Annotated in this window: 19 protein-coding genes and 1 pseudogene; 16 read left to right on the top strand and 4 right to left on the bottom strand. The window is 61.9% G+C overall.

Annotated features, from left to right (window positions below):
* Positions 1-119: 119 nt before the first annotated feature.
* The 12 genes from nrdR (at position 120) to PMI31_RS11245 (ending at position 8,862) form a co-directional block, all read left to right on the top strand.
* Positions 120-584: a transcriptional regulator NrdR gene (gene nrdR, locus PMI31_RS11300; RefSeq protein WP_003228656.1), complete on the top strand. Its 465-nt coding sequence runs from the start codon at positions 120-122 to the stop codon at positions 582-584.
* Positions 581-1,714, top strand: a complete 1,134-nt coding sequence (ribD, locus tag PMI31_RS11295; protein WP_008018159.1) for a bifunctional diaminohydroxyphosphoribosylaminopyrimidine deaminase/5-amino-6-(5-phosphoribosylamino)uracil reductase RibD — start codon at positions 581-583, stop codon at positions 1,712-1,714. The genes nrdR and ribD overlap by 4 nt, the downstream gene beginning before the upstream one ends.
* A 47-nt stretch (positions 1,715-1,761) precedes the next feature.
* Positions 1,762-2,427 (top strand): riboflavin synthase, encoded by a 666-nt coding sequence (locus PMI31_RS11290; RefSeq protein ID WP_008018158.1) that lies wholly within the window; start codon positions 1,762-1,764, stop codon positions 2,425-2,427.
* Positions 2,428-2,457: 30 nt separating this feature from the next.
* Positions 2,458-3,549 (top strand): bifunctional 3,4-dihydroxy-2-butanone-4-phosphate synthase/GTP cyclohydrolase II, encoded by a 1,092-nt coding sequence (gene ribBA, locus PMI31_RS11285; protein WP_008018157.1) that lies wholly within the window; start codon positions 2,458-2,460, stop codon positions 3,547-3,549.
* 91 nt (positions 3,550-3,640) lie between these two features.
* Positions 3,641-4,117, top strand: a complete 477-nt coding sequence (gene ribH / locus PMI31_RS11280) for a 6,7-dimethyl-8-ribityllumazine synthase (RefSeq protein WP_003228649.1) — start codon at positions 3,641-3,643, stop codon at positions 4,115-4,117.
* Positions 4,114-4,614 (top strand): transcription antitermination factor NusB, encoded by a 501-nt coding sequence (gene nusB, locus PMI31_RS11275; protein ID WP_007970164.1) that lies wholly within the window; start codon positions 4,114-4,116, stop codon positions 4,612-4,614. The genes ribH and nusB overlap by 4 nt, the downstream gene beginning before the upstream one ends.
* Positions 4,615-4,635: 21 nt before the next feature.
* Entirely contained in the window at positions 4,636-5,601 is a 966-nt protein-coding gene (gene thiL, locus PMI31_RS11270; RefSeq protein ID WP_008018155.1) for a thiamine-phosphate kinase, read from the top strand.
* A complete protein-coding gene (locus PMI31_RS11265) occupies positions 5,598-6,101 on the top strand; it encodes a phosphatidylglycerophosphatase A family protein (RefSeq protein ID WP_008018154.1) in 504 nt (167 codons plus the stop codon). Before thiL ends, PMI31_RS11265 begins: the two co-directional genes overlap by 4 nt.
* Before the next feature lie 52 nt (positions 6,102-6,153).
* Positions 6,154-6,894 (top strand): substrate-binding periplasmic protein, encoded by a 741-nt coding sequence (locus PMI31_RS11260; RefSeq protein ID WP_008018153.1) that lies wholly within the window; start codon positions 6,154-6,156, stop codon positions 6,892-6,894.
* A gap of 134 nt (positions 6,895-7,028) precedes the next feature.
* Complete coding sequence (ribA, locus tag PMI31_RS11255; protein ID WP_008018152.1) at positions 7,029-7,646, top strand: GTP cyclohydrolase II; 618 nt, start codon at positions 7,029-7,031, stop codon at positions 7,644-7,646.
* The gene (locus PMI31_RS11250; protein ID WP_008018151.1) at positions 7,643-8,062 is read left to right on the top strand and encodes a hypothetical protein; all 420 of its coding nucleotides are present in this window, start codon (positions 7,643-7,645) and stop codon (positions 8,060-8,062) included. The genes ribA and PMI31_RS11250 overlap by 4 nt, the downstream gene beginning before the upstream one ends.
* Positions 8,062-8,862, top strand: coding sequence for a cobalamin-binding protein (locus PMI31_RS11245; protein ID WP_008018150.1), 801 nt, complete (start codon positions 8,062-8,064; stop codon positions 8,860-8,862). Before PMI31_RS11250 ends, PMI31_RS11245 begins: the two co-directional genes overlap by 1 nt.
* A gap of 108 nt (positions 8,863-8,970) precedes the next feature.
* On the opposite strand, the gene PMI31_RS11240 is transcribed toward PMI31_RS11245, so the two are convergent.
* The 4 genes from PMI31_RS11240 to PMI31_RS11225 form a co-directional block, all read right to left on the bottom strand.
* A complete protein-coding gene (locus tag PMI31_RS11240) occupies positions 8,971-10,854 on the bottom strand; it encodes a TonB-dependent receptor domain-containing protein (RefSeq protein WP_043302349.1) in 1,884 nt (627 codons plus the stop codon).
* 117 nt (positions 10,855-10,971) lie between these two features.
* On the bottom strand, positions 10,972-12,870 hold the full coding sequence (dxs, locus tag PMI31_RS11235; RefSeq protein WP_008018148.1) for a 1-deoxy-D-xylulose-5-phosphate synthase: 1,899 nt from the start codon (positions 12,868-12,870) through the stop codon (positions 10,972-10,974).
* Positions 12,871-12,961: 91 nt separating this feature from the next.
* Positions 12,962-13,849 carry a (2E,6E)-farnesyl diphosphate synthase gene (gene ispA, locus PMI31_RS11230; RefSeq protein ID WP_008018147.1) on the bottom strand — a complete coding sequence of 296 codons (888 nt, stop codon included), beginning with the start codon at positions 13,847-13,849 and terminating at the stop codon, positions 12,962-12,964.
* Positions 13,846-14,088 (bottom strand): exodeoxyribonuclease VII small subunit, encoded by a 243-nt coding sequence (locus PMI31_RS11225; RefSeq protein WP_007970180.1) that lies wholly within the window; start codon positions 14,086-14,088, stop codon positions 13,846-13,848. The genes ispA and PMI31_RS11225 overlap by 4 nt, the downstream gene beginning before the upstream one ends.
* 409 nt (positions 14,089-14,497) lie before the next feature.
* Here PMI31_RS11225 and PMI31_RS11220 point away from each other — a divergent pair, with 409 nt between their 5' ends.
* The 4 genes and pseudogenes from PMI31_RS11220 to PMI31_RS11205 all read left to right on the top strand — a co-directional run.
* Positions 14,498-15,289 carry a YfaP family protein gene (locus PMI31_RS11220; protein WP_008018146.1) on the top strand — a complete coding sequence of 264 codons (792 nt, stop codon included), beginning with the start codon at positions 14,498-14,500 and terminating at the stop codon, positions 15,287-15,289.
* 39 nt (positions 15,290-15,328) lie between these two features.
* Positions 15,329-17,041, top strand: coding sequence for a DUF2138 domain-containing protein (locus PMI31_RS11215; protein WP_008018144.1), 1,713 nt, complete (start codon positions 15,329-15,331; stop codon positions 17,039-17,041).
* Positions 17,038-17,676 (top strand): DUF1175 domain-containing protein, encoded by a 639-nt coding sequence (locus tag PMI31_RS11210; protein WP_008018143.1) that lies wholly within the window; start codon positions 17,038-17,040, stop codon positions 17,674-17,676. The genes PMI31_RS11215 and PMI31_RS11210 overlap by 4 nt, the downstream gene beginning before the upstream one ends.
* Before the next feature lie 11 nt (positions 17,677-17,687).
* Positions 17,688-18,256, top strand: a pseudogene (locus PMI31_RS11205) (alpha-2-macroglobulin family protein); the annotation flags it as partial.

The following is an 18,256-nucleotide window of genomic DNA, read 5'->3' as shown; positions in this document are numbered from 1 at the left end:
CCATAAAGCTGAATTCCAGGGATCTAGTGATCATTGCGTCTGTATACCGCAAACCCTATGGCTTGTCTTGCCACAGGGATGCGCTACCATGGCCCTCCCTTTTTTTGTTGCCTGCCACCATGCACTGTCCCTTCTGCGGTGCCAACGACACCAAGGTCATCGACTCGCGTCTGGTCGCCGAGGGCGAACAGGTGCGCCGCCGGCGTGAATGCCTGGCCTGCGGCGAGCGTTTCACAACGTTCGAGACCGCTGAACTGGTGTTGCCGCGCCTGATCAAAACCGACGGCAGTCGCCAGCCGTTCGACGAAGAAAAACTCCGCGCCGGCATGCAGCGCGCGCTGGAAAAGCGCCCGGTGAGCGTCGAGCGCCTCGAATCGTCGCTGGTGCACATCAAACACAAACTGCGCGCCACCGGTGAACGAGAGGTCAAATCCCTCGTGGTCGGCGAACTGGTGATGGCCGAGCTGCAGAAGCTCGACGAAGTCGCCTACATCCGCTTCGCTTCGGTATATCGCCGCTTCCAGGACCTCAACGAGTTCCGCGAAGAGATCGATCGCCTGGCCCGTGAACCGGTGAAAGAATGACCACGCCCGCAGAACTTGCCATCCTCGATGCTCATTTCATGGCCCGTGCGCTGGAACTGGCGCGCAAAGGGCACTACACGACACACCCCAATCCGCGGGTTGGTTGCGTGATCGTGCAGGACGGACAGATTGTCGGCGAAGGCTGGCATGTTCGCGCCGGCGAGCCTCACGCTGAAGTCCACGCCTTGCGCGCGGCCGGTGAGCAGGCTCGCGGCGCTACCGCTTATGTGACGCTCGAGCCGTGCAGCCACCACGGCCGCACGCCGCCCTGTGCCGATGCACTGGTGAATGCCGGAGTGGCCCGCGTGGTCGCGGCGATGCAGGACCCGAACCCGGAAGTCGCCGGTCGCGGTTTGCAACGCCTGGCTCAGGCTGGCATCGCCACTGAAAGCGGCGTGCTGGAGGGTGAGGCTCGCAAGCTCAATCAGGGCTTCCTCAAGCGCATGGAACACGGCCTGCCGTTCGTGCGGGTCAAGTTGGCCATGAGCCTGGACGGGCGCACGGCGATGGAAAGCGGCGAAAGCCAGTGGATCACAGGTACAGCCGCACGCTCGGCGGTGCAACGCCTGCGCGCCCAGGCCAGTGTGGTGCTGACCGGCGCCGACACGGTGCTGGCGGACAACGCGCGCTTGACCGTGCGGGCCGATGAGTTGGGGCTGGATGCCGAGCAAACGGCCCTGGCCATGAGCCGCCCGCCGCTGCGCGTGCTGGTCGACGGCCGCCTGCGGGTGCCGCTGGATGCACCGTTCTTCAAGGCGGGTCCGGCCCTGGTCGCCACTTGTGTCGCGGTGGAAGAACAGTACGCCAATGGCCCGGAATGCCTGATCGTGCCCGGCTATGATGGCCAGGTCGATCTGCGTCAGCTGCTGGTCGAGCTCGCTGCCCGTGGGGTCAATGAAGTGTTGGTCGAGGCGGGTCCGCGTCTGGCGGGTGCGTTTGCCCAGCTCGGACTGGTGGACGAGTTCCAGATTTTTATCGCCGGCAAGTTTTTGGGCTCTTCGGCGCGGCCTCTGCTGGACTGGCCGCTTGCGCAAATGAAGGAAGCGCCGGAACTCAAAATCACCGAAATTCGTGCGGTTGGCGATGACTGGCGAGTCATCGCCATTCCATTGCCAACAGCAAGCGTATAATTTCCGGCCATCGCGCAAGCTTTGGCTTTGTTCTCGAGGAAAACCTCATGTTTACCGGCATCATCGAATCCATCGGCAGCATTCGTGCATTGACCCCAAAGGGCGGTGATGTGCGGGTACACGTCGAAACCGGCAAGCTCGACCTGAGCGACGTCAAACTGGGCGACAGCATCGCGGTCAACGGCGTGTGCCTGACCGCTGTCGAGTTGCCCGGCAACGGCTTTGCGGCAGATGTCAGCCGCGAAACCCTCGACTGCACCGCCATGAACGACCTGAAAAGCGGCAGCCCGGTCAATCTGGAAAAAGCCCTGACCCCGACCACTCGCCTCGGCGGGCACCTGGTCAGCGGTCACGTCGATGGCGTGGGCGAAGTGGTTGCCCGTACTGAAAACGCGCGCGCCGTGGAATTTCGCATTCGCGCGCCGAAGGACCTGGCCAAGTACATCGCGCATAAAGGCTCGATCACCGTCGATGGCACCAGCCTGACCGTGAACGCAGTCGATGGCGCCGAGTTCCTGTTGACCATCATTCCGCATACCCTGAGCGAAACCATCATGGCGTCGTACCAGCCAGGACGCCGGGTGAACCTGGAAGTGGACTTGCTGGCTCGCTACCTGGAGCGCCTGTTGCTGGGCGACAAGGCCGCAGAGCCGACTGCCGGCAGTACCATCACCGAAAGCTTTCTGGCCGCCAACGGCTACCTCAAATCCTGAGCTCTAATTTCGAAAGAAGGGGGGTGCCTTGTGGCGCTCAATAGCATCGAAGAACTGGTTGAAGACATCCGCCAAGGCAAGATGGTCATCCTCATGGATGACGAAGACCGCGAGAACGAAGGCGACCTGATCATGGCCGCCGAGTGCTGCAAGCCCGAGCACATCAACTTCATGGCCAAGCACGCCCGTGGCCTGATCTGCATGCCGATGAGCCGCGAGCGTTGCGAACTGCTCAAGCTGCCGTTGATGGCGCCGCGCAACGGTTCCGGTTTCGGTACCAAGTTCACCGTCTCCATCGAAGCGGCCACCGGTGTGACCACCGGTATCTCCGCCGCCGACCGCGCACGTACCGTGCAAGCGGCTGCCGCCCGTGATGCCAAGGCTGAAGATATCGTCAGCCCGGGCCACATCTTCCCGCTGATGGCCCAGGCCGGCGGCACCCTGGCTCGCGCTGGCCACACCGAAGCGGCGTGCGACCTGGCGCGCATGGCCGGTTTCGAACCGAGCGGCGTGATCTGCGAAGTGATGAACGACGATGGCACCATGTCCCGCCGCGCCGAGCTGGAAGCTTTTGCAGCCGAACACAACATCAAGATCGGCACCATCGCCGACCTGATTCACTACCGGATGATCCACGAACGTACCGTTCAGCGGATTGCCGAGCAGCCACTGGACAGCGAACTGGGCCAATTCAACCTGGTGACCTATCGTGATTCGGTGGAAGGCGACGTGCACATGGCACTGACCCTGGGCAACGTGTGTGCCGAAGAACCGACCCTGGTTCGCGTGCACAACATGGACCCGCTGCGTGACCTGCTGATGGTCAAGCAACCGGGCCGCTGGAGCCTGCGCGCCGCCATGGCCACGGTTGCCGAGGCCGGCAGCGGCGTGGTGCTGTTGCTCGGTCACCCGCTCGATGGCGACGTGTTGCTGGCGCACATCCGCGAAACCGCCGACCACCTGGCGGTGAAAAAGCCGACCACCTACAGCACCGTGGGCGCCGGTTCGCAGATCCTGCGCGACCTTGGCGTACGCAAAATGCGCCTGATGTCGGCACCGATGAAATTTAATGCGATATCCGGTTTCGATCTGGAAGTTGTAGAATACGTGCCCTCCGAATAATGACCGGTCGTTTCCGGCCCTGAGTTCGCGGCAAATAAATCACCGAGGGGCGCGTACGAGACGCGTCCCGGCTCTTTAAGAGATCTAACGAATGACCCTGAAGACCATCGAAGGTACCTTCATCGCCCCTAAAGGCCGCTACGCTCTGGTAGTGGGCCGTTTCAACAGCTTCGTCGTTGAAAGCCTGGTCAGCGGTGCAGTTGATGCCCTGGTTCGCCACGGCGTGAGCGAAAGCGACATCACCATCATCCGCGCACCTGGCGCCTTCGAAATCCCGCTGGTTGCGCAGAAAGTCGCTCAAAAGGGCGAGTTCGCGGCAATCATCGCCTTGGGCGCAGTCATTCGTGGCGGCACTCCGCACTTCGAATACGTGGCTGGCGAATGCACCAAGGGCCTGGCCCAAGTGTCCATGGAGTTCGGCGTACCGGTTGCATTCGGCGTGCTGACCGTTGACTCCATCGAGCAAGCCATCGAGCGTTCCGGCACCAAGGCCGGCAACAAAGGTGCTGAAGCTGCCCTGTCCGCTCTGGAAATGGTCAGCCTGCTGGCGCAGTTGGAGGCCAAGTGATTAGCGACGATAGCGATCGTTTCAACCCGCGCGATCCAAAGCCTGCGGATGCCGGCAAGCCATCGAAAAGCGCCAAGCGCCGCGAAGCCCGTCAGCTCGCGACTCAGGCGCTGTACCAATGGCACATGGCCAAGCAGTCGCTGAACGAGATCGAAGCGCAGTTCCGGGTCGATAACGATTTCAGCGATGTCGACGGCGCCTACTTCCGCGAAATCCTGCACGGGGTTCCGCAGTTCAAGACCGAAATCGACACCGCACTCAAGCCTTGCCTGGACTTGACCATCGAAGAGCTGGACCCGGTTGAACTGGCGGTTCTGCGCCTGTCCACCTGGGAACTGCTCAAGCGCGTCGACGTGCCCTACCGCGTTGTGATCAACGAAGGTATCGAACTGGCCAAGGTCTTCGGTTCCACCGACGGCCACAAGTTCGTCAACGGTGTGCTCGACAAGCTGGCCCCGCGTCTGCGTGAAGCTGAAGTTAAGGCGTTCAAGCGCTAACTTGCGCTTGAATTGCTGCCTATGGGCGAGTTTGAGCTGATCCGCAATTTCTTCGCCGCCGCGCCTTGTGCGCAGGGCGGTGAAGGCGTTGCCCTCGGGATTGGCGATGACTGCGCCTTGCTGGCTGTCCCTCCCGGGGAGCAGTTGGCGATTTCCACCGACACCCTCGTGGCCGGCGTGCATTTCGCCGATCCCTGCGATCCGTTTCTGCTCGGTCAGCGCTCGCTGGCTGTGGCCGTCAGCGACCTGGCCGCCATGGGCGCCACCCCCGTTGCCTTTACCCTTGCCCTGACCTTGCCGACGGTGACCGCCGATTGGCTGCAAGCCTATGCCCGTGGTTTGAACCAGATGGCGCAAAGCTGTGGCGTGGCGCTGGTGGGTGGCGACACGACCCGTGGGCCGCTGAGCCTGACCATGACCGTGTTCGGACGTGTGCCGGCCGGTCTGGCGCTGACCCGCAGCGGTGCGCAACCGGGCGATCTGCTGTGTGTGGGCGGCGACCTGGGCAATGCCGCCGGGGCCTTGCCATTGGTGCTCGGCCAGCGCACGGCCGAAGCGAGCATTGCCGAGCCGTTGCTGGCGCATTACTGGTCGCCGCAACCGCAGCTCGGCTTGGGTCAGGCGTTGCGCGGCAAGGCCACTTCGGCAATGGACATCTCCGACGGTCTACTCGCTGATTGCGGGCATATCGCGCTGGCCTCGAAGGTCGGTATCGAAGTCGAACGGGATCGTTTGCCGCTGTCGCAGAGCCTGGTCGATTTTCTCGGTCAATCGGACGCACGGGTTGCGGCCCTGAGCGGCGGCGACGATTACGTCCTGGTCTTCACCTTGCCGTCCGTCGAGTTACCGCTATTGCTGGCCGACGGCTGGCCGATTCATGTAATTGGGCAGGTGATGACGGGGCAGGGCGTGACGCTGCTGGACGCCGATGGCAAAGACATCACCCCGCAAACCCGGGGTTATCAACATTTTCGGGAGTCACCTTGACAGATCACCCCAAGCAGGTCCCGGCGGAAAACGTACCGCCGTCGGTCTGGCGTAATCCATGGCACTTCCTGGCGTTCGGCTTCGGCTCGGGCACCTTGCCAAAGGCGCCCGGCACTTGGGGCTCGTTAGTTGCGCTGCCCTTTATCCCGTTGTGGCAGATGCTGCCCGACTGGGGTTACTGGCTGATGCTGGGCATCACCATGCTGTTCGGCTTCTGGCTGTGCGGCAAAGTGGCCGACGATTTGCGGGTGCACGACCATGAAGGCATCGTCTGGGACGAAATGGTCGGGATGTGGATCACCCTGTGGCTGGTGCCGGAAGGTTGGCAGTGGTTGCTGGCGGGCTTCTTGATGTTCCGCTTCTTCGACATCCTCAAGCCGTGGCCGATTCGCTGGATTGACCGGCATGTACATGGCGGCGTTGGCATCATGCTCGATGATGTCCTGGCCGGAGTGTTCGCCTGGTTGGCGATGCAGGGACTGGTGTGGTTTTTCGCCTGACCGGGGATTTCCATGCGTTAATCAGGACAGCGGTTAATCGGGGGTAGCAGGGATGGCTCTACGCGGGTTGATGTTGATGGCGTTCGCGATGTTTTGCTCTTTTGCCCAGGCGGGAGGAGGGGGGGCTACGCCGCCGTCGGTGATTCATCTGGCCAGCGAAGACTGGGAGGACTACACCGCCGCTGACGGCCATGGACTGGGCTGGGACGTGCTACGGCAAGTGTTCGAGCCGGCGGGCGTCAAGGTCGACATCCGCACCGAGCCCTACGTGCGTTCGCTGGGCCTGGCCAAACGTGGCGAAGTCGATGCCTGCGTAGGCTCCTATCGTGATGAATCCGAGGATGTGCTCTATCCCCATTGGAATTTCGACATCGATCACATCTATGCCTTGGGCCTGGCCAGCGGTCCGGTACCTACCCTGGAAACCCTGGGCAATTATCGACTGGCCTGGGTCCGCGGTTACGATTACCAGCATTATTTGCCCAATGTGCGCCACTTCGACGAAGTGATGCGGCGTACCGGCATCGAGTCGATGCTGACCCACAATCGCGCTGACTTCTATATCGACGCCCTGACCGAAGTCGATGATGTCATCAGTCGCGCCAAGGACCCGTCCCAGCTGCGGCGCACCCATATCGCAGAGTTGCCACTGTACCTGTGTTTCGCCAAGACCCCGAAGGCGCGCACGTTAATGGCCCTGTTCGACCAGCGCATGGAGCAACTGGTGAAAAGTGGCGAACTGAAACCGATCTTCGAGCGTTGGAAACAGCCTTATCCGTTTGATTCGAATTGAAGGGGTGAAAAAGAACCCCTGATATCAAACTTTTTGATAGTTATCGCCGATAATTCAGCCTAAGCGTCGTTCGGAACCTGCTGTTACAATGCCGGCTCTGCGAATCTTCAGACTTTTAGATCAGGAGCACACCGGTGCCTGTCGTTTTTGTCGCCGCTTCCAAGCTGCCAACGCCTTTTGCGCAATTCACCATGCACGGCTTTCTCGATGAAGCCTCCGGCCGCGAGCACGTTGTGCTGAGCCTGGGTGATTTCGCCGACGGTGCCCCGGTACTCGGCCGGTTGCACTCCGAATGCCTGACGGGCGATGCCCTGTTCAGCCAGCGTTGCGACTGCGGCTCGCAACTGGAAGCTGCCTTGCAGGCGATTGCCCGCGAAGGTCGTGGCGTGTTGCTGTACTTGCGCCAGGAAGGCCGTGGCATTGGCCTGCTGAACAAGATCCGCGCCTACGAACTGCAGGACGGTGGCGCCGATACCGTCGAAGCCAACGAGCGTCTGGGCTTTGCCGCCGACCAGCGTGACTATGCCATGTGCCTGCCGATGCTGGAGCACCTGGGCGTGAAGTCATTGCGCCTGATGACCAACAACCCGCGCAAGGTCAAAGCCTTGACCGACATGGGCATCGTGGTTGCCGAGCGCGTGCCGCTGCACACCGGCCACAACCCGCATAACCGACTCTACCTGGCGACCAAGGCCAGCAAGCTCGACCACATGATGGGCAACGAGCATCAGGGCGAGGTAGACCGGGCGTGACCCGCGGTCAGGTCCGGCGGCGACTGTCCGTCAGCTGGTGGCAGTACCTGGCGCTGGCCTTGTTGCCGCTGTTGGTGATCAACGCGGTGTTCGGCCAGAGCGACGCCATCCTGCCGGTGCTGGCGATGCCGTTGTTCATCGCTGGAGTCGCCTCGATGTTTGTCAGCCTGAAGTTCTTCGGCGCCCACAAACACGCACTGATTGCCACTCAGAAAGCCCTTGATACCCCTGAAGAGCCTGGCGCCTGGATCAACCTGGCGGCCAAGCGGCGCACGGCATTCCTCGCCGCCGGACTGCCGGCCTGGATTGGGGCCCTGGCGGTATTCGTCGGTCTTGAGGCGGTGCCGCTGATGCTGCTGGCGCTGTCGACCGCGGTGCTGTTCTATCTCTACCGAATTCCGCGTCAACTCGGTTGATGCGCGCGGTCTGGCTGGCGGTTTTGCTGCTGGCCGCAAGCCGCTCGGCCATTGCGCTCGAGCGGGTTGTCAGCCTGGCACCGTCGCTCTCTGAAATCGTCGTTGAACTGGATTCTGCCGACCTTCTGGTTGGTGTGCTGGACGCCGGTGAACGACCTGCCGAACTGAAGAACCTGCCCTCCGTTGGCCGCTATGGCCAGTTGGACGTGGAACGCTTGCTCAGCCTGAACCCCGATCTGTTGCTGCTATGGCCCGGTAGCGTCGGCCCGGCCCAGCGCGACCAGCTCAAGCGCCTGAATATTCCCACCTACGTCGCCGAACCCCACAGCCTGGACCAGCTCACCGCGCAGATCGAAGCCATTGCCGCTCAGCTCGGCCGGCCTGAACGCGGAATTTCATTGGCCAGCGATTTGCGCCAACGACTGGGAGAGCTGCGTCAGCGTTATCGCCGAGATAAGCCGTTACGCGTGTTCTATCAGGTCTGGGATAGACCGCTGTATACGGTTGGCGGCGAGCAGATCATCAGTGATGCGCTGGAGGTCTGCGGTGCCCAAAACGTGTTTGCCGACCTGAAACTGCCGGCACCGCAAGTCAGCGTGGAAGCTGTGTTGCAGCGTAATCCCGAGGTGATCCTGGCCGGCGAACAGGCGCAGCTTGATGCGTGGAAAGCCTGGCCACAGGTGGCGGCGGTGGCGAACGGACAATTGCGCCTGGTGACGGACAAGGGGTTGGAGCGGCCGAGCGGGCAGATGATCGAGGCAACCGCAAAACTGTGTCAGTTGATCGCGCCCGACCGCTGATACCGAGTTGTCTGCTTCGCGAGCAAGCCCGCTCCCACAGGATCGCGCTAACCCTGTAGGAGCGGGCTTGCCCGCGAAGAGGCCGGTCCAGGCGCCATAAATTTTGGATCAGATCTCCGGTGTCCACGTCACCCCGAACATCCACGCCCGGCCTTCCTCGCGATACCCGTACTGGCTGCCCTGGTAGCTGTACAACGCCCGGCTGTAACCCTTGTCCAGCAAGTTATCGACCTTCAGCTCCAGCCTGATTGCACGATTGAGTTCCCAACTGCTGCGCAGTCCCAACAAGGCATAGCCGCCGAGCGGCTGTTGATTGTTCAGGTCGTCATAGCTGCTGCTGACCGCCTGCCAACTGGCGCCGAGGCCCAGGCGATCGAACTGGCGGTCCAGATCCCAGCTCAAAGTGCGCCGCGCACGACGGGCCAGGGTGTGGCCCGTGTCGCGGTCGCGCGGGTCGATGATCGCCACGCCGAGATTGCTCTGCCAGTCGAACAGTTCCTGCTTCAGCGCGGCTTCGAAGCCGTTGATTCGCGCCGAGGCAACGTTCTCGGGGCGCGAGTTGCTGCCGAAGATGATCGCGTCTTCAAGATCGGTGCGATACAGCGACGTCTCCAGGCGACTGCTCTCGGTCAATTGGCTGCGCCACTGCAGTTCATAGCTTTTCGAGGTTTCAGGCTTCAGGTCCGGGTTGCTGAAGTCGGGGTAGTACAGATCGTTGAACGTCGGCGCGCGGAAGCCTTCGCTGTAGGTCAGCAGCATTTCGTTGTCCGGGTTCAGCGGCAGAGTGAAGGTGCCGCTCCAGGTATTCTGGCTGCCGAACTGCTGGTTATCGTCGTGACGCAGGCCCAGCTCCGTGGAGAAACTGTCCGCCTGAAAGCGATGCTGGATAAACGCAGCGCGGTTCCAGCGGCTGTCTTCGTCGTACGCCGTGCTGCTGTTGATCCGGTCTTCATACCAGTCGCCGCCGAGCATCAGGCTGTTGCGCTCGTTGATCGCCAGGTCGTTCTGCCAGGTCAGCGAGTCGCGGTAGGTGTTGAACACTGTGCGTTCATCGCTGAGCTTGTCGAGGGTCTTCTCGCGGTTTTCACTGTGGCCGACATCTACGCGGGTTTTCCAGAGGTCGTTGATCCGTGCATCGACATAGCTGCTGACGCTGCTCACATCGAACTCGCTGTAGGGCTGTTGCTGGACAGACTCGAACGTATTCATGTCGAAGCGCCCGAACGGATTGTCGAACTCGCTCTTGCCACGGTTATCCAGCACGTTGGCGCCAATCTCGATGTCATCGCCGAGCGCGTGGCTTACGCTCAGGCTCAGCGACTTGTTGCGATATTCGTCATGGTCGCCATCGCTGGGGAATGACTGGTGGGTGCGATTGATCCCGGCGGTTTCGTCGAGGCTGGCGCCGAGGTTGAAGCGGGTTCGCTCATCACCGCCGGACAGGCCAAGGCTGCGCTCCCACGTCTGGTTGCTGCCGAAACCCGTATGCAGTCGAGGCAGCAGGCCCTGCTCGCTACCACGGCGGGTGAAGATCTGGACCACCCCGCCAATCGCATCGCTGCCATAAATCACCGAGCGCGAGCCGCGCAGCACTTCCACGCGCTCGACCTGCTCGATGTTGATGTGTTGCAGGTTGCTGTCGCCGGAGGTCGAGCTACCGATGCGCTGACCGTCCACCAACACCAGGCTTTGGGCCGACTGGGTACCACGGATGTAGACCCCCGGAAGACTGCCGCGCCCGCCGGTTTGCGAGACTTGCACGCCCGGCACCCGACGCAACAGATCCGTGACGCTATCGGGCTGCAGGCGATCAATGTCTTCGCGGGTGAATACGGTATTGGCGGCGCTGCTGTCGTTGCGTGCTTCGACCTGGCGGTTGGCGCTGATCAATACGTCGGGCAGCTTCAGGGCCTGGTCGCGTTCGAAGGTGTCGGCCAGCAGTTGGCCGGCCGGCAGCAAGGTCAGCGTCAGGGCCAAGCGAGAGAAACTCATGGGCAATTCTTGTACGTGAAGAACAACACGGTCCTGTAGGAGCTGGCTTGCCAGCGAAGCTTCTGGCGCCCATGAGGGCGCCTTCGCCGGCAAGCCGGCTCCTACAGGGGATGGGGTTTAGCGGTTGAGCAGTTGCAGGCGCTCGCGGATCGAAGCCTCGATCCCGGCTTCATCGAGCCCGCACTCGGCCAGCATTTGCGCAGGCTTGGCGTGTTCGACGTAGATGTCCGGCAAGCCCAGGTGCAGCATCGACTTGAGGATGTTTTCGCGGGCGAGGAATTCGCCGACCGCGCCACCGGCACCGCCCATGATGGCGTTTTCTTCGACAGTCACCAGCAGATCGTGGCTTGCCGCGATTTCACGCACCAGTTCTTCATCCAATGGTTTGACGAAACGCATGTCGACCACGGTGGCATCCAGCGTCTCGGCAACTTTCAGCGCCTCGGCCAGTTGCACGCCGAACACCAGCAGGGCGACTTTGCTGCCCTGGCGGCGAACTACGCCTTTGCCGATCTCGATCGGCTCGAGGTCTTTCTCGATGGTTGCGTTCGGGCCATTACCGCGTGGATAACGCACGGCCGCCGGGCCTTCATACAGGTGACCGGTGGTGAGCATTTTACGCAGCTCGTTTTCATCGCTCGGGGTCATCACCAGCATGCCGGGGATGCAGCGCAGGTACGAAAGATCGAAACTGCCGGCGTGGGTCGGACCGTCTTCGCCCACCAGGCCTGCACGGTCGATGGCGAACAGTACGTCGAGGTTCTGCACGGCAACGTCATGTACCAACTGGTCGTAGCCGCGCTGCAGGAAAGTCGAATAAATCGCTACCACGGGTTTGGCGCCTTCGCAGGCCATGCCGGCCGCGAGGGTGACGGCGTGCTGTTCGGCAATGGCCACGTCGAAGTAACGCAGGGGGAAGCGTTCGCTGAACGCGACCAGGTCCGAGCCTTCCTTCATCGCCGGGGTAATCCCGACCAGACGCGGGTCGGCAGCCGCCATGTCGCACAACCATTCGCCGAACACACCGGAGTATTTCGGCCCGCTGGCCTTTTTCGGCGCGGCCGCCGGGGCGTCCAGTGGTTCGAGTTTGGTGATGGCGTGGTAACCGATCGGGTCGACTTCCGCCGGGGCGAAGCCTTTGCCTTTCTTGGTGACCACGTGCAGGAACTGCGGACCTTTCAGGTCGCGCATGTTGCGCAGGGTGGCGATCAGGGTCGGCAGGTCGTGGCCATCGATCGGGCCGATGTAGTTCCAGCCCAGTTCTTCGAACAGGGTGCCGGGAACCAGCATGCCCTTGGCATATTCTTCGGTGCGACGGGCGATTTCCCAGGCCCCGGGCAGGCGCGACAGTACTTTTTTACTGCCTTCGCGCATGCTCGCGTAGGTGCGGCTGGAAAGGATCTTCGCCAGATAGTTCGACAAGCCACCGACGTTGTGCGAGATCGACATGTCGTTGTCGTTGAGGATCACCAGCATGTTGGCGTCCACTTCCGGCGCATGGTTCAGCGCCTCGAACGCCATGCCGGCGGTCAACGCACCGTCGCCGATCACCGCGATGGCCTTGCGATCACTGTTCTGCAGGCGGGCGGCAATCGCCATGCCCAGCGCGGCACTGATCGACGTGCTGGAGTGGCCGACGCCAAAGGTGTCGTACTCGCTCTCGGAGCGGCGCGGGAACGCCGCGACGCCGTCCTTCTGGCGCAGGGTGCCCATGCGTTCGCGGCGACCGGTGAGGATCTTGTGCGGATAAGCCTGATGACCCACGTCCCACACCAGCCGGTCGTCCGGGGTGTCGAACACGTAATGCAGCGCGATGGTCAGCTCGATGACGCCCAGGCCTGCACCGAAATGCCCACCGGTCTGGCCGACCGTGTAGAGCAATTCCAGGCGCAACTCATCGGCCAGGGTTTCCAGCTCGGCTTCGCCTAACCGGCGCAGGCCGTCCGGCGTGTTCGCGCGGTCGAGCAGGGGCGTGGTCGGGCGCTTGCGGGGAATCTCATGAAACGTCGTGGGCATCAGGCGAATCGTTATAGGTATAAAAGATGCGGCAGTTTACCTGATGCATCGTCCCCTGCCCACGCGTTGGTCTTTTTTGGCTGATTCGCCGTCAGCTGCGGCGATCGACGATATACCGGGCCAGATCACGCAGCGGCTCGGCCGCCGCGTCAAACGGTCGCAGCGCGTGCAGGGCCTGGTCGCGCAGCTCCAGGGCATAGGCCTTGGCGGCGTCGAGGCCGAGCAGGGCCGGATAGGTCGGTTTGTCCCGGGCAATGTCGGCGCCCTGGCGTTTGCCAAGGGTTTCGGTATCGCTTTCGACGTCGAGAATGTCGTCCTGCACCTGAAATGCCAGGCCGATAGCCTGTGCATAAGCCTGCAGGGACTTGAGTTCGTCTTTTTCGGCACGGCCGCTGGCCAGGGCGCCGAGCTTGACGCTGACCTCGATCAACGCGCCGGTCTTGTGCCGGTGCATGTACTCGAGGGCTTTCTGATCAAGCTTCAGACCGACCGAGCCGAGGTCGATGGCCTGACCGCCGACCATGCCCGCCGGGCCTGCCGCCAGTGCCAGGGCGCTGACCATTTGCAGGCGGATTTCCGCATCCGACGCGCTCAGGCGTGGGTCGAGCAGGGCGCTGAAGGCCAGGCTCTGCAAGCCGTCGCCGGCGAGGATCGCGCAGGCTTCATCGAATTTCTTGTGGGTGGTTGGCTGGCCGCGGCGCAGATCGTCATCGTCCATCGCCGGCAAATCGTCGTGCACCAGCGAGTAAGCGTGGATCAGCTCCACCGCACAGGCCGCACCGTTGGCTTGCTCGGCCTTGCCGCCCAACGCTTCGCACGCGGCGTAGGCCAGCAGTGGCCGCACGCGTTTGCCGCCATTCATCACGCTGTAGCGCATGGCTTCGTACAGCCGTGCCAGCTCGGGGCTCGGTGCGGTGAACAGGGTTTCCAGCGCTGCGTTGACGCGGGCCTGGCTGGTGGCCGAGTACGCTGCAATCATTCTGGCTGATCCGCGTCAAAGGGTTCCTCGGCCAACTCGCCATCACGCTCGAGCAGCACCTGAACCTTTTGTTCGGCCTGGGCCAGCGCCGCCTGGCAATCGCGGGTCAGGCCAATGCCTTGCTCGAAAGCGGCCAGCGAGTCCTCCAGCGACAATTCGCCATTCTCCAGACGCTCCACCAGCGTTTGCAGGTCGGCGAGGGACTGTTCGAAATCCAGTGCAGCTTTTTTGCGGGCCATGGCGGCGATTTCCGGTTGACGTTAAACCGGCGCGACACTAGCAGATAGGGGGTTTATGGGCAAATGAGCGGGGGATTCGGTGCTACCTATTCCTGTAGGAGCGAGCTTGCTCGCGATGGTCGTGAACGATAACGCGCGAAACCAGATGCTCAACGGCGCCCTTGGGTTTTTCGCGAGCAAGCTCGCTCCTACAGGGTGGCAGATGCATTTCGGCTCATCGTCCACCCAGTGCCGTGATTCCTCCCGCAAATCCAGATGCGCCCGATTGTTAAAAAACATCTGCACGTCTAACCTTCGCGTCATATTCGACTCGCCATTCACGGGTCTTTCAGACGAAACGCAGTATCCGCATCTGTAATGCGCCCAGGATCAGGCGCAAGGTTTCGTCATGCATGGCAGGAGGCGTCACATGCGCTCATTTCTTTTGCTGCTGATCGGGTTGGCTACCGCGCCCGTGATTCTGGCCGCGCCGAGTGCCGAGCTATCGGAACCGGTGGGCGGCTGGCGTTACAACGGTCTGCTGGACCGTGGCGAGAACCCGCAAGTCGCCTATCCCACGCCGCCGATTGACCGGGGCGTGCAGCGCAATCGCACGATGATCGAAGGCCGACTCAAGGCCATCGGCACTCAGCGCGGGCCGCACACGTTGGCGGTCAACGGCAATCCGCTGAATCTTTATACCGACGATCAAGGGCGTTTTGCCCGGCCCTATGCGTTTGGTGCCGGCTCCAACAGCGTTGAAGTCCGCAGCGCCGAAGGCCAGTCCCTCAAGCGCGTCCAGTTCTACGAAGCCAACAACCTGCGCACGCCGGCAAAGATTCGCGTGGTGCTGGGCTGGGACGATCCGAAGGCCGAACTCGACCTGCACATCGTCACGCCCGATGGCCAGCATGCGTTCTGGGCACACCCGGCCTTGACCAATGGCGGTGGGCTCGACCCTGACGGCGTCGATGGCCCGGGGCCGGAAATGTTCACCATGACCGCACCGCTGCATGGCACTTATCTGGTTTACGTGAACTATTGGGGCAACTTCGGCAGCGGCGGCTATAACTTCGATGAGACCAGCAACCAGAACGAGGTGATTACCTCGCAGATCAACCTGGTGCTCAACGAAAACACCGTCGATGAAAAGCGCGAGACGTTCATCGTGCCCCTGCGCGCAATCGGCGACCTGCTGCTGGTCAAGACTTTCAACTACTAAGCATCCCCGCTCCACGGATGAACATCGGGTTTTGTGAACATGAGTGATAGCACTGTTACCCCAGCCGCTGGCGCCCCCGCGGCCAAATCTTCTGTGCATTGGCCGACGCTGCTGATCGGGTTATGCCTGGTCGTTGTCGTGGCCGCTGGGATCGGGTGGTTCATGCACAAGCCCAAGGCCCCGGCGCCTGCGTTGGCCAGTGACAAACTGGGTATGAGTCGCCCTGATGGCCTGCTGGAAACCCATTCCTTGAGCCAATTGCCCAAAGACCTGCTGGCAGTGCCGTTCCTCAAGGAAACCCTGACCGAAGATTTCGTCTTCTATTACGAAACCCACGCCGATCGCCTGGGGTTGATCGGCAGCCTGCGGCGGATCATCTACGAACACGACCTGAAACTGCAGGACACCTTGGTCGAGCAACTGTTCGATCAGCCTGCCGACGTGGCGTTGTGGCGCGGGGCGGATGGGCGGCTCAAGGATTTCCTGCTGGTGATGGATCGCGGCGGGCTGGCCAAGGTGCTGGAGCCGCTGGCCAAAGTGGCGCTGGACGACTCGCAACTGAGCAAACTCGCTGACCTGAAGGTCGGCACCGACGACGTGGCGCTCTATCAACTCAACTACAACGCGAGCAAGGCGTTACTGTTTGCTTCCCACGGCGACAAACTGGTGGTGCTGTCCAATCCGCTGAAACTCTACGATCCGCAAAGCGGTGCAACGCAGGAACCGGGCAGCGTGTCGACCATGGCCATTGCTGCGCTGCTCAATGGCGAAAAACTGTTTCCCGAAGCCTTCGGCCTGCCGCCTCGTGAGCCGCAAGTGAAACAGCGCCTGTCGGTGAATGCCAGTGTGTTGGCCATGGGTTACCAGCGTTTTATCCCGAACTTCGCCGGCCTGCGCTTCGACATGGACGACAAGGGCTGGCACAGCTTTCTGGCCATGGATGAACTGGAGAATCAGCCGGACTTCGATTTCAAACCGATCTGGCAAGCCATGCCCATGGGGGCCAGCGCTTGCGTGGCGTTGCCACTGGCGGCCGAACAACAGAAACCGCTGCTGGTGAAACTCGGCGCCGAGGAGAAGGTGGCCCAGGCGCTGACAGAACACATGGCCGGTGCGGCGGGCCTGTGCTGGTATGCCGATTCACGGTTGTACACACCATTGCTGGTGGCCAGCCTCAACGATGACGGCAGCGGCAAACTCGATGGGGATTTGGGCGGCCTGTTCGGCTCAATGGTCGGTGCCTACGAGAACAACGTCGAAGACGGTGCCTTCCCGGTGGTTGAAAAACAGGCAGGCCAGAGCCACCAGTGGCAACGCCAGGTCAGCTCCAGTTTCGGTCCTTATGCGGCAAAGGAGGCGTCAGACCCCGACGCCATCACCGGCAAGGCGTTCATGAAAGTGAGCCTCGCGCGCCACGGTTCAACGTTGCTGTTTTCCCTCGACGACAAGCTGGTGGACAAGGCCCTCGGCACCCTCGACAAACGCTTCCCGCCGATGGCCGACGTGGTTCCCAAAGACCTGCTGATGCCGGTCTATTTCGGCCCGGATTCCATGGCGCAACTGATGCAGCAGGAAACCCTCGACAGCCTGCCCCAGGACATGGAGCCGGTGTTCTACAACGCCGCGCAAACCTGGCTGATCCCGAAACTGCGTAAGCTCGGCGGCTACGGAAAATACGCCCTGACCTTGCCCGAAGGCAGCGAGCCCGATGGCCACTGGCAGTGGCTGCCGCTGGAGTGGAAAGCCCTGTGACGGCATTGATCCGCAGTCTCGGCCTGCTGGCGTTATTGCTGAGCGCGGGCGCCCGAGCCGTCGAGACACCACCGCTCGACCCACAGCAATCCCAGGTATTCCGCGCCTGGTTCGTGCGTATTGCCCAGGAGCAACTGAGCCAGGGCCCGAGCCCGCGCTGGTATCAGCAAGACTGTGCCGGGCTGGTGCGCTTCGCGGCTAACGAAGCACTGAAAGTGCATGACGACAAATGGCTGCGCAGCAACGGCCTGTCCAATCGCTACCTGCCGCCGGAGCTGCAATTGAGCGATGCCCAGCGCGGTCTCGCCCAGCAATGGCAGCAGGGCGGTGGCAAGGTCGGGCCGTACGTCAATGCGATCAAGTTGATCCAGTTCAACAGCCATCTGGTCAGCCGCGATGTGGCTCAGGCACGCCCTGGCGACCTGATGTTTTTCGATCAGGGCGACGACCAGCACCTGATGATCTGGATGGGCCGCTACATCGCCTATCACACCGGCACCAGCACACCCACCGACAACGGCATGCGTTCGGCAAGCCTGCAGCAACTCATGACATGGAAGGACACCCGATGGATACCCGACGCAGCCAACCCCAACTTCATCGGCGTCTATCGACTGAATTTTCTCTCCCAATGACCGGAGCCCGCATGCTGCGCCTGTGCTCGAAATTGCCGTTGCTGCTAGTCCTGTTTTTGTCCGTGTCGGCAGTCCGCGCGGACGACTCTGTTGCGCCCAGCGGTTACACACCGGTGGCCGGCGAGAGTTTTTTCCTGCTGGCCGACAGCAGTTTTGCCAGTGATGAACAGGCGATGGTGCGCCTCGAAGCGCCGGGCCGCGACTATCGCCGGTTTCGCATGGAACCCTACGGCGGCGCCGACATTCGGGTGTATCGCATCGACAAACCGCTGGATTTCCTCAAGCGCCAGAAGAACCTGCATCGGGTGGTCAGCGATGGCCAGTTCAAGGGTGAGGGGCTGTCCAACACCCTCGCTTACCTGTGGGACAACTGGTATCGCAAATCCCGTCGGGTGATGCAGCGAGCGTTTTCCTACGAGTCGCGTAAACAAGTCACCGAGGAAGTGCCGGAACTGAAGATGGGCAATGCGATGGCCGCGCCAACGCCCTACGATGCACAGCCGCAATTCGCGCTGATACCGGGTTTGCCGGTGGTCAGCCAGTTCCGTTATCCGCTGTGGCAGGCCAAGCCGATCCAGCC

Origin of the sequence: Pseudomonas sp. GM55 (assembly GCF_000282395.1) — a bacterium.
Classification (GTDB): Bacteria; Pseudomonadota; Gammaproteobacteria; order Pseudomonadales; family Pseudomonadaceae; genus Aquipseudomonas; species Aquipseudomonas fluorescens_CC.
The sequence above is the reverse complement of the archived record's forward strand: the minus strand, read 5'-3'. Positions and strand labels throughout refer to the sequence as shown.

Coding starts and splice junctions, on each gene's coding strand:
- nrdR (WP_003228656.1), top strand. CDS start 120: ATGCACTGTCCCTTCTGCGGTGCCAACGACACCAAGGTCATCGACTCG.
- ribD (WP_008018159.1), top strand. CDS start 581: ATGACCACGCCCGCAGAACTTGCCATCCTCGATGCTCATTTCATGGCC.
- PMI31_RS11290 (WP_008018158.1), top strand. CDS start 1,762: ATGTTTACCGGCATCATCGAATCCATCGGCAGCATTCGTGCATTGACC.
- ribH (WP_003228649.1), top strand. CDS start 3,641: ATGACCCTGAAGACCATCGAAGGTACCTTCATCGCCCCTAAAGGCCGC.
- thiL (WP_008018155.1), top strand. CDS start 4,636: ATGGGCGAGTTTGAGCTGATCCGCAATTTCTTCGCCGCCGCGCCTTGT.
- PMI31_RS11260 (WP_008018153.1), top strand. CDS start 6,154: ATGGCTCTACGCGGGTTGATGTTGATGGCGTTCGCGATGTTTTGCTCT.
- PMI31_RS11245 (WP_008018150.1), top strand. CDS start 8,062: ATGCGCGCGGTCTGGCTGGCGGTTTTGCTGCTGGCCGCAAGCCGCTCG.
- PMI31_RS11240 (WP_043302349.1), bottom strand. CDS start 10,854: ATGAGTTTCTCTCGCTTGGCCCTGACGCTGACCTTGCTGCCGGCCGGC.
- dxs (WP_008018148.1), bottom strand. CDS start 12,870: ATGCCCACGACGTTTCATGAGATTCCCCGCAAGCGCCCGACCACGCCC.
- ispA (WP_008018147.1), bottom strand. CDS start 13,849: ATGATTGCAGCGTACTCGGCCACCAGCCAGGCCCGCGTCAACGCAGCG.
- PMI31_RS11225 (WP_007970180.1), bottom strand. CDS start 14,088: ATGGCCCGCAAAAAAGCTGCACTGGATTTCGAACAGTCCCTCGCCGAC.
- PMI31_RS11220 (WP_008018146.1), top strand. CDS start 14,498: ATGCGCTCATTTCTTTTGCTGCTGATCGGGTTGGCTACCGCGCCCGTG.
- PMI31_RS11215 (WP_008018144.1), top strand. CDS start 15,329: ATGAGTGATAGCACTGTTACCCCAGCCGCTGGCGCCCCCGCGGCCAAA.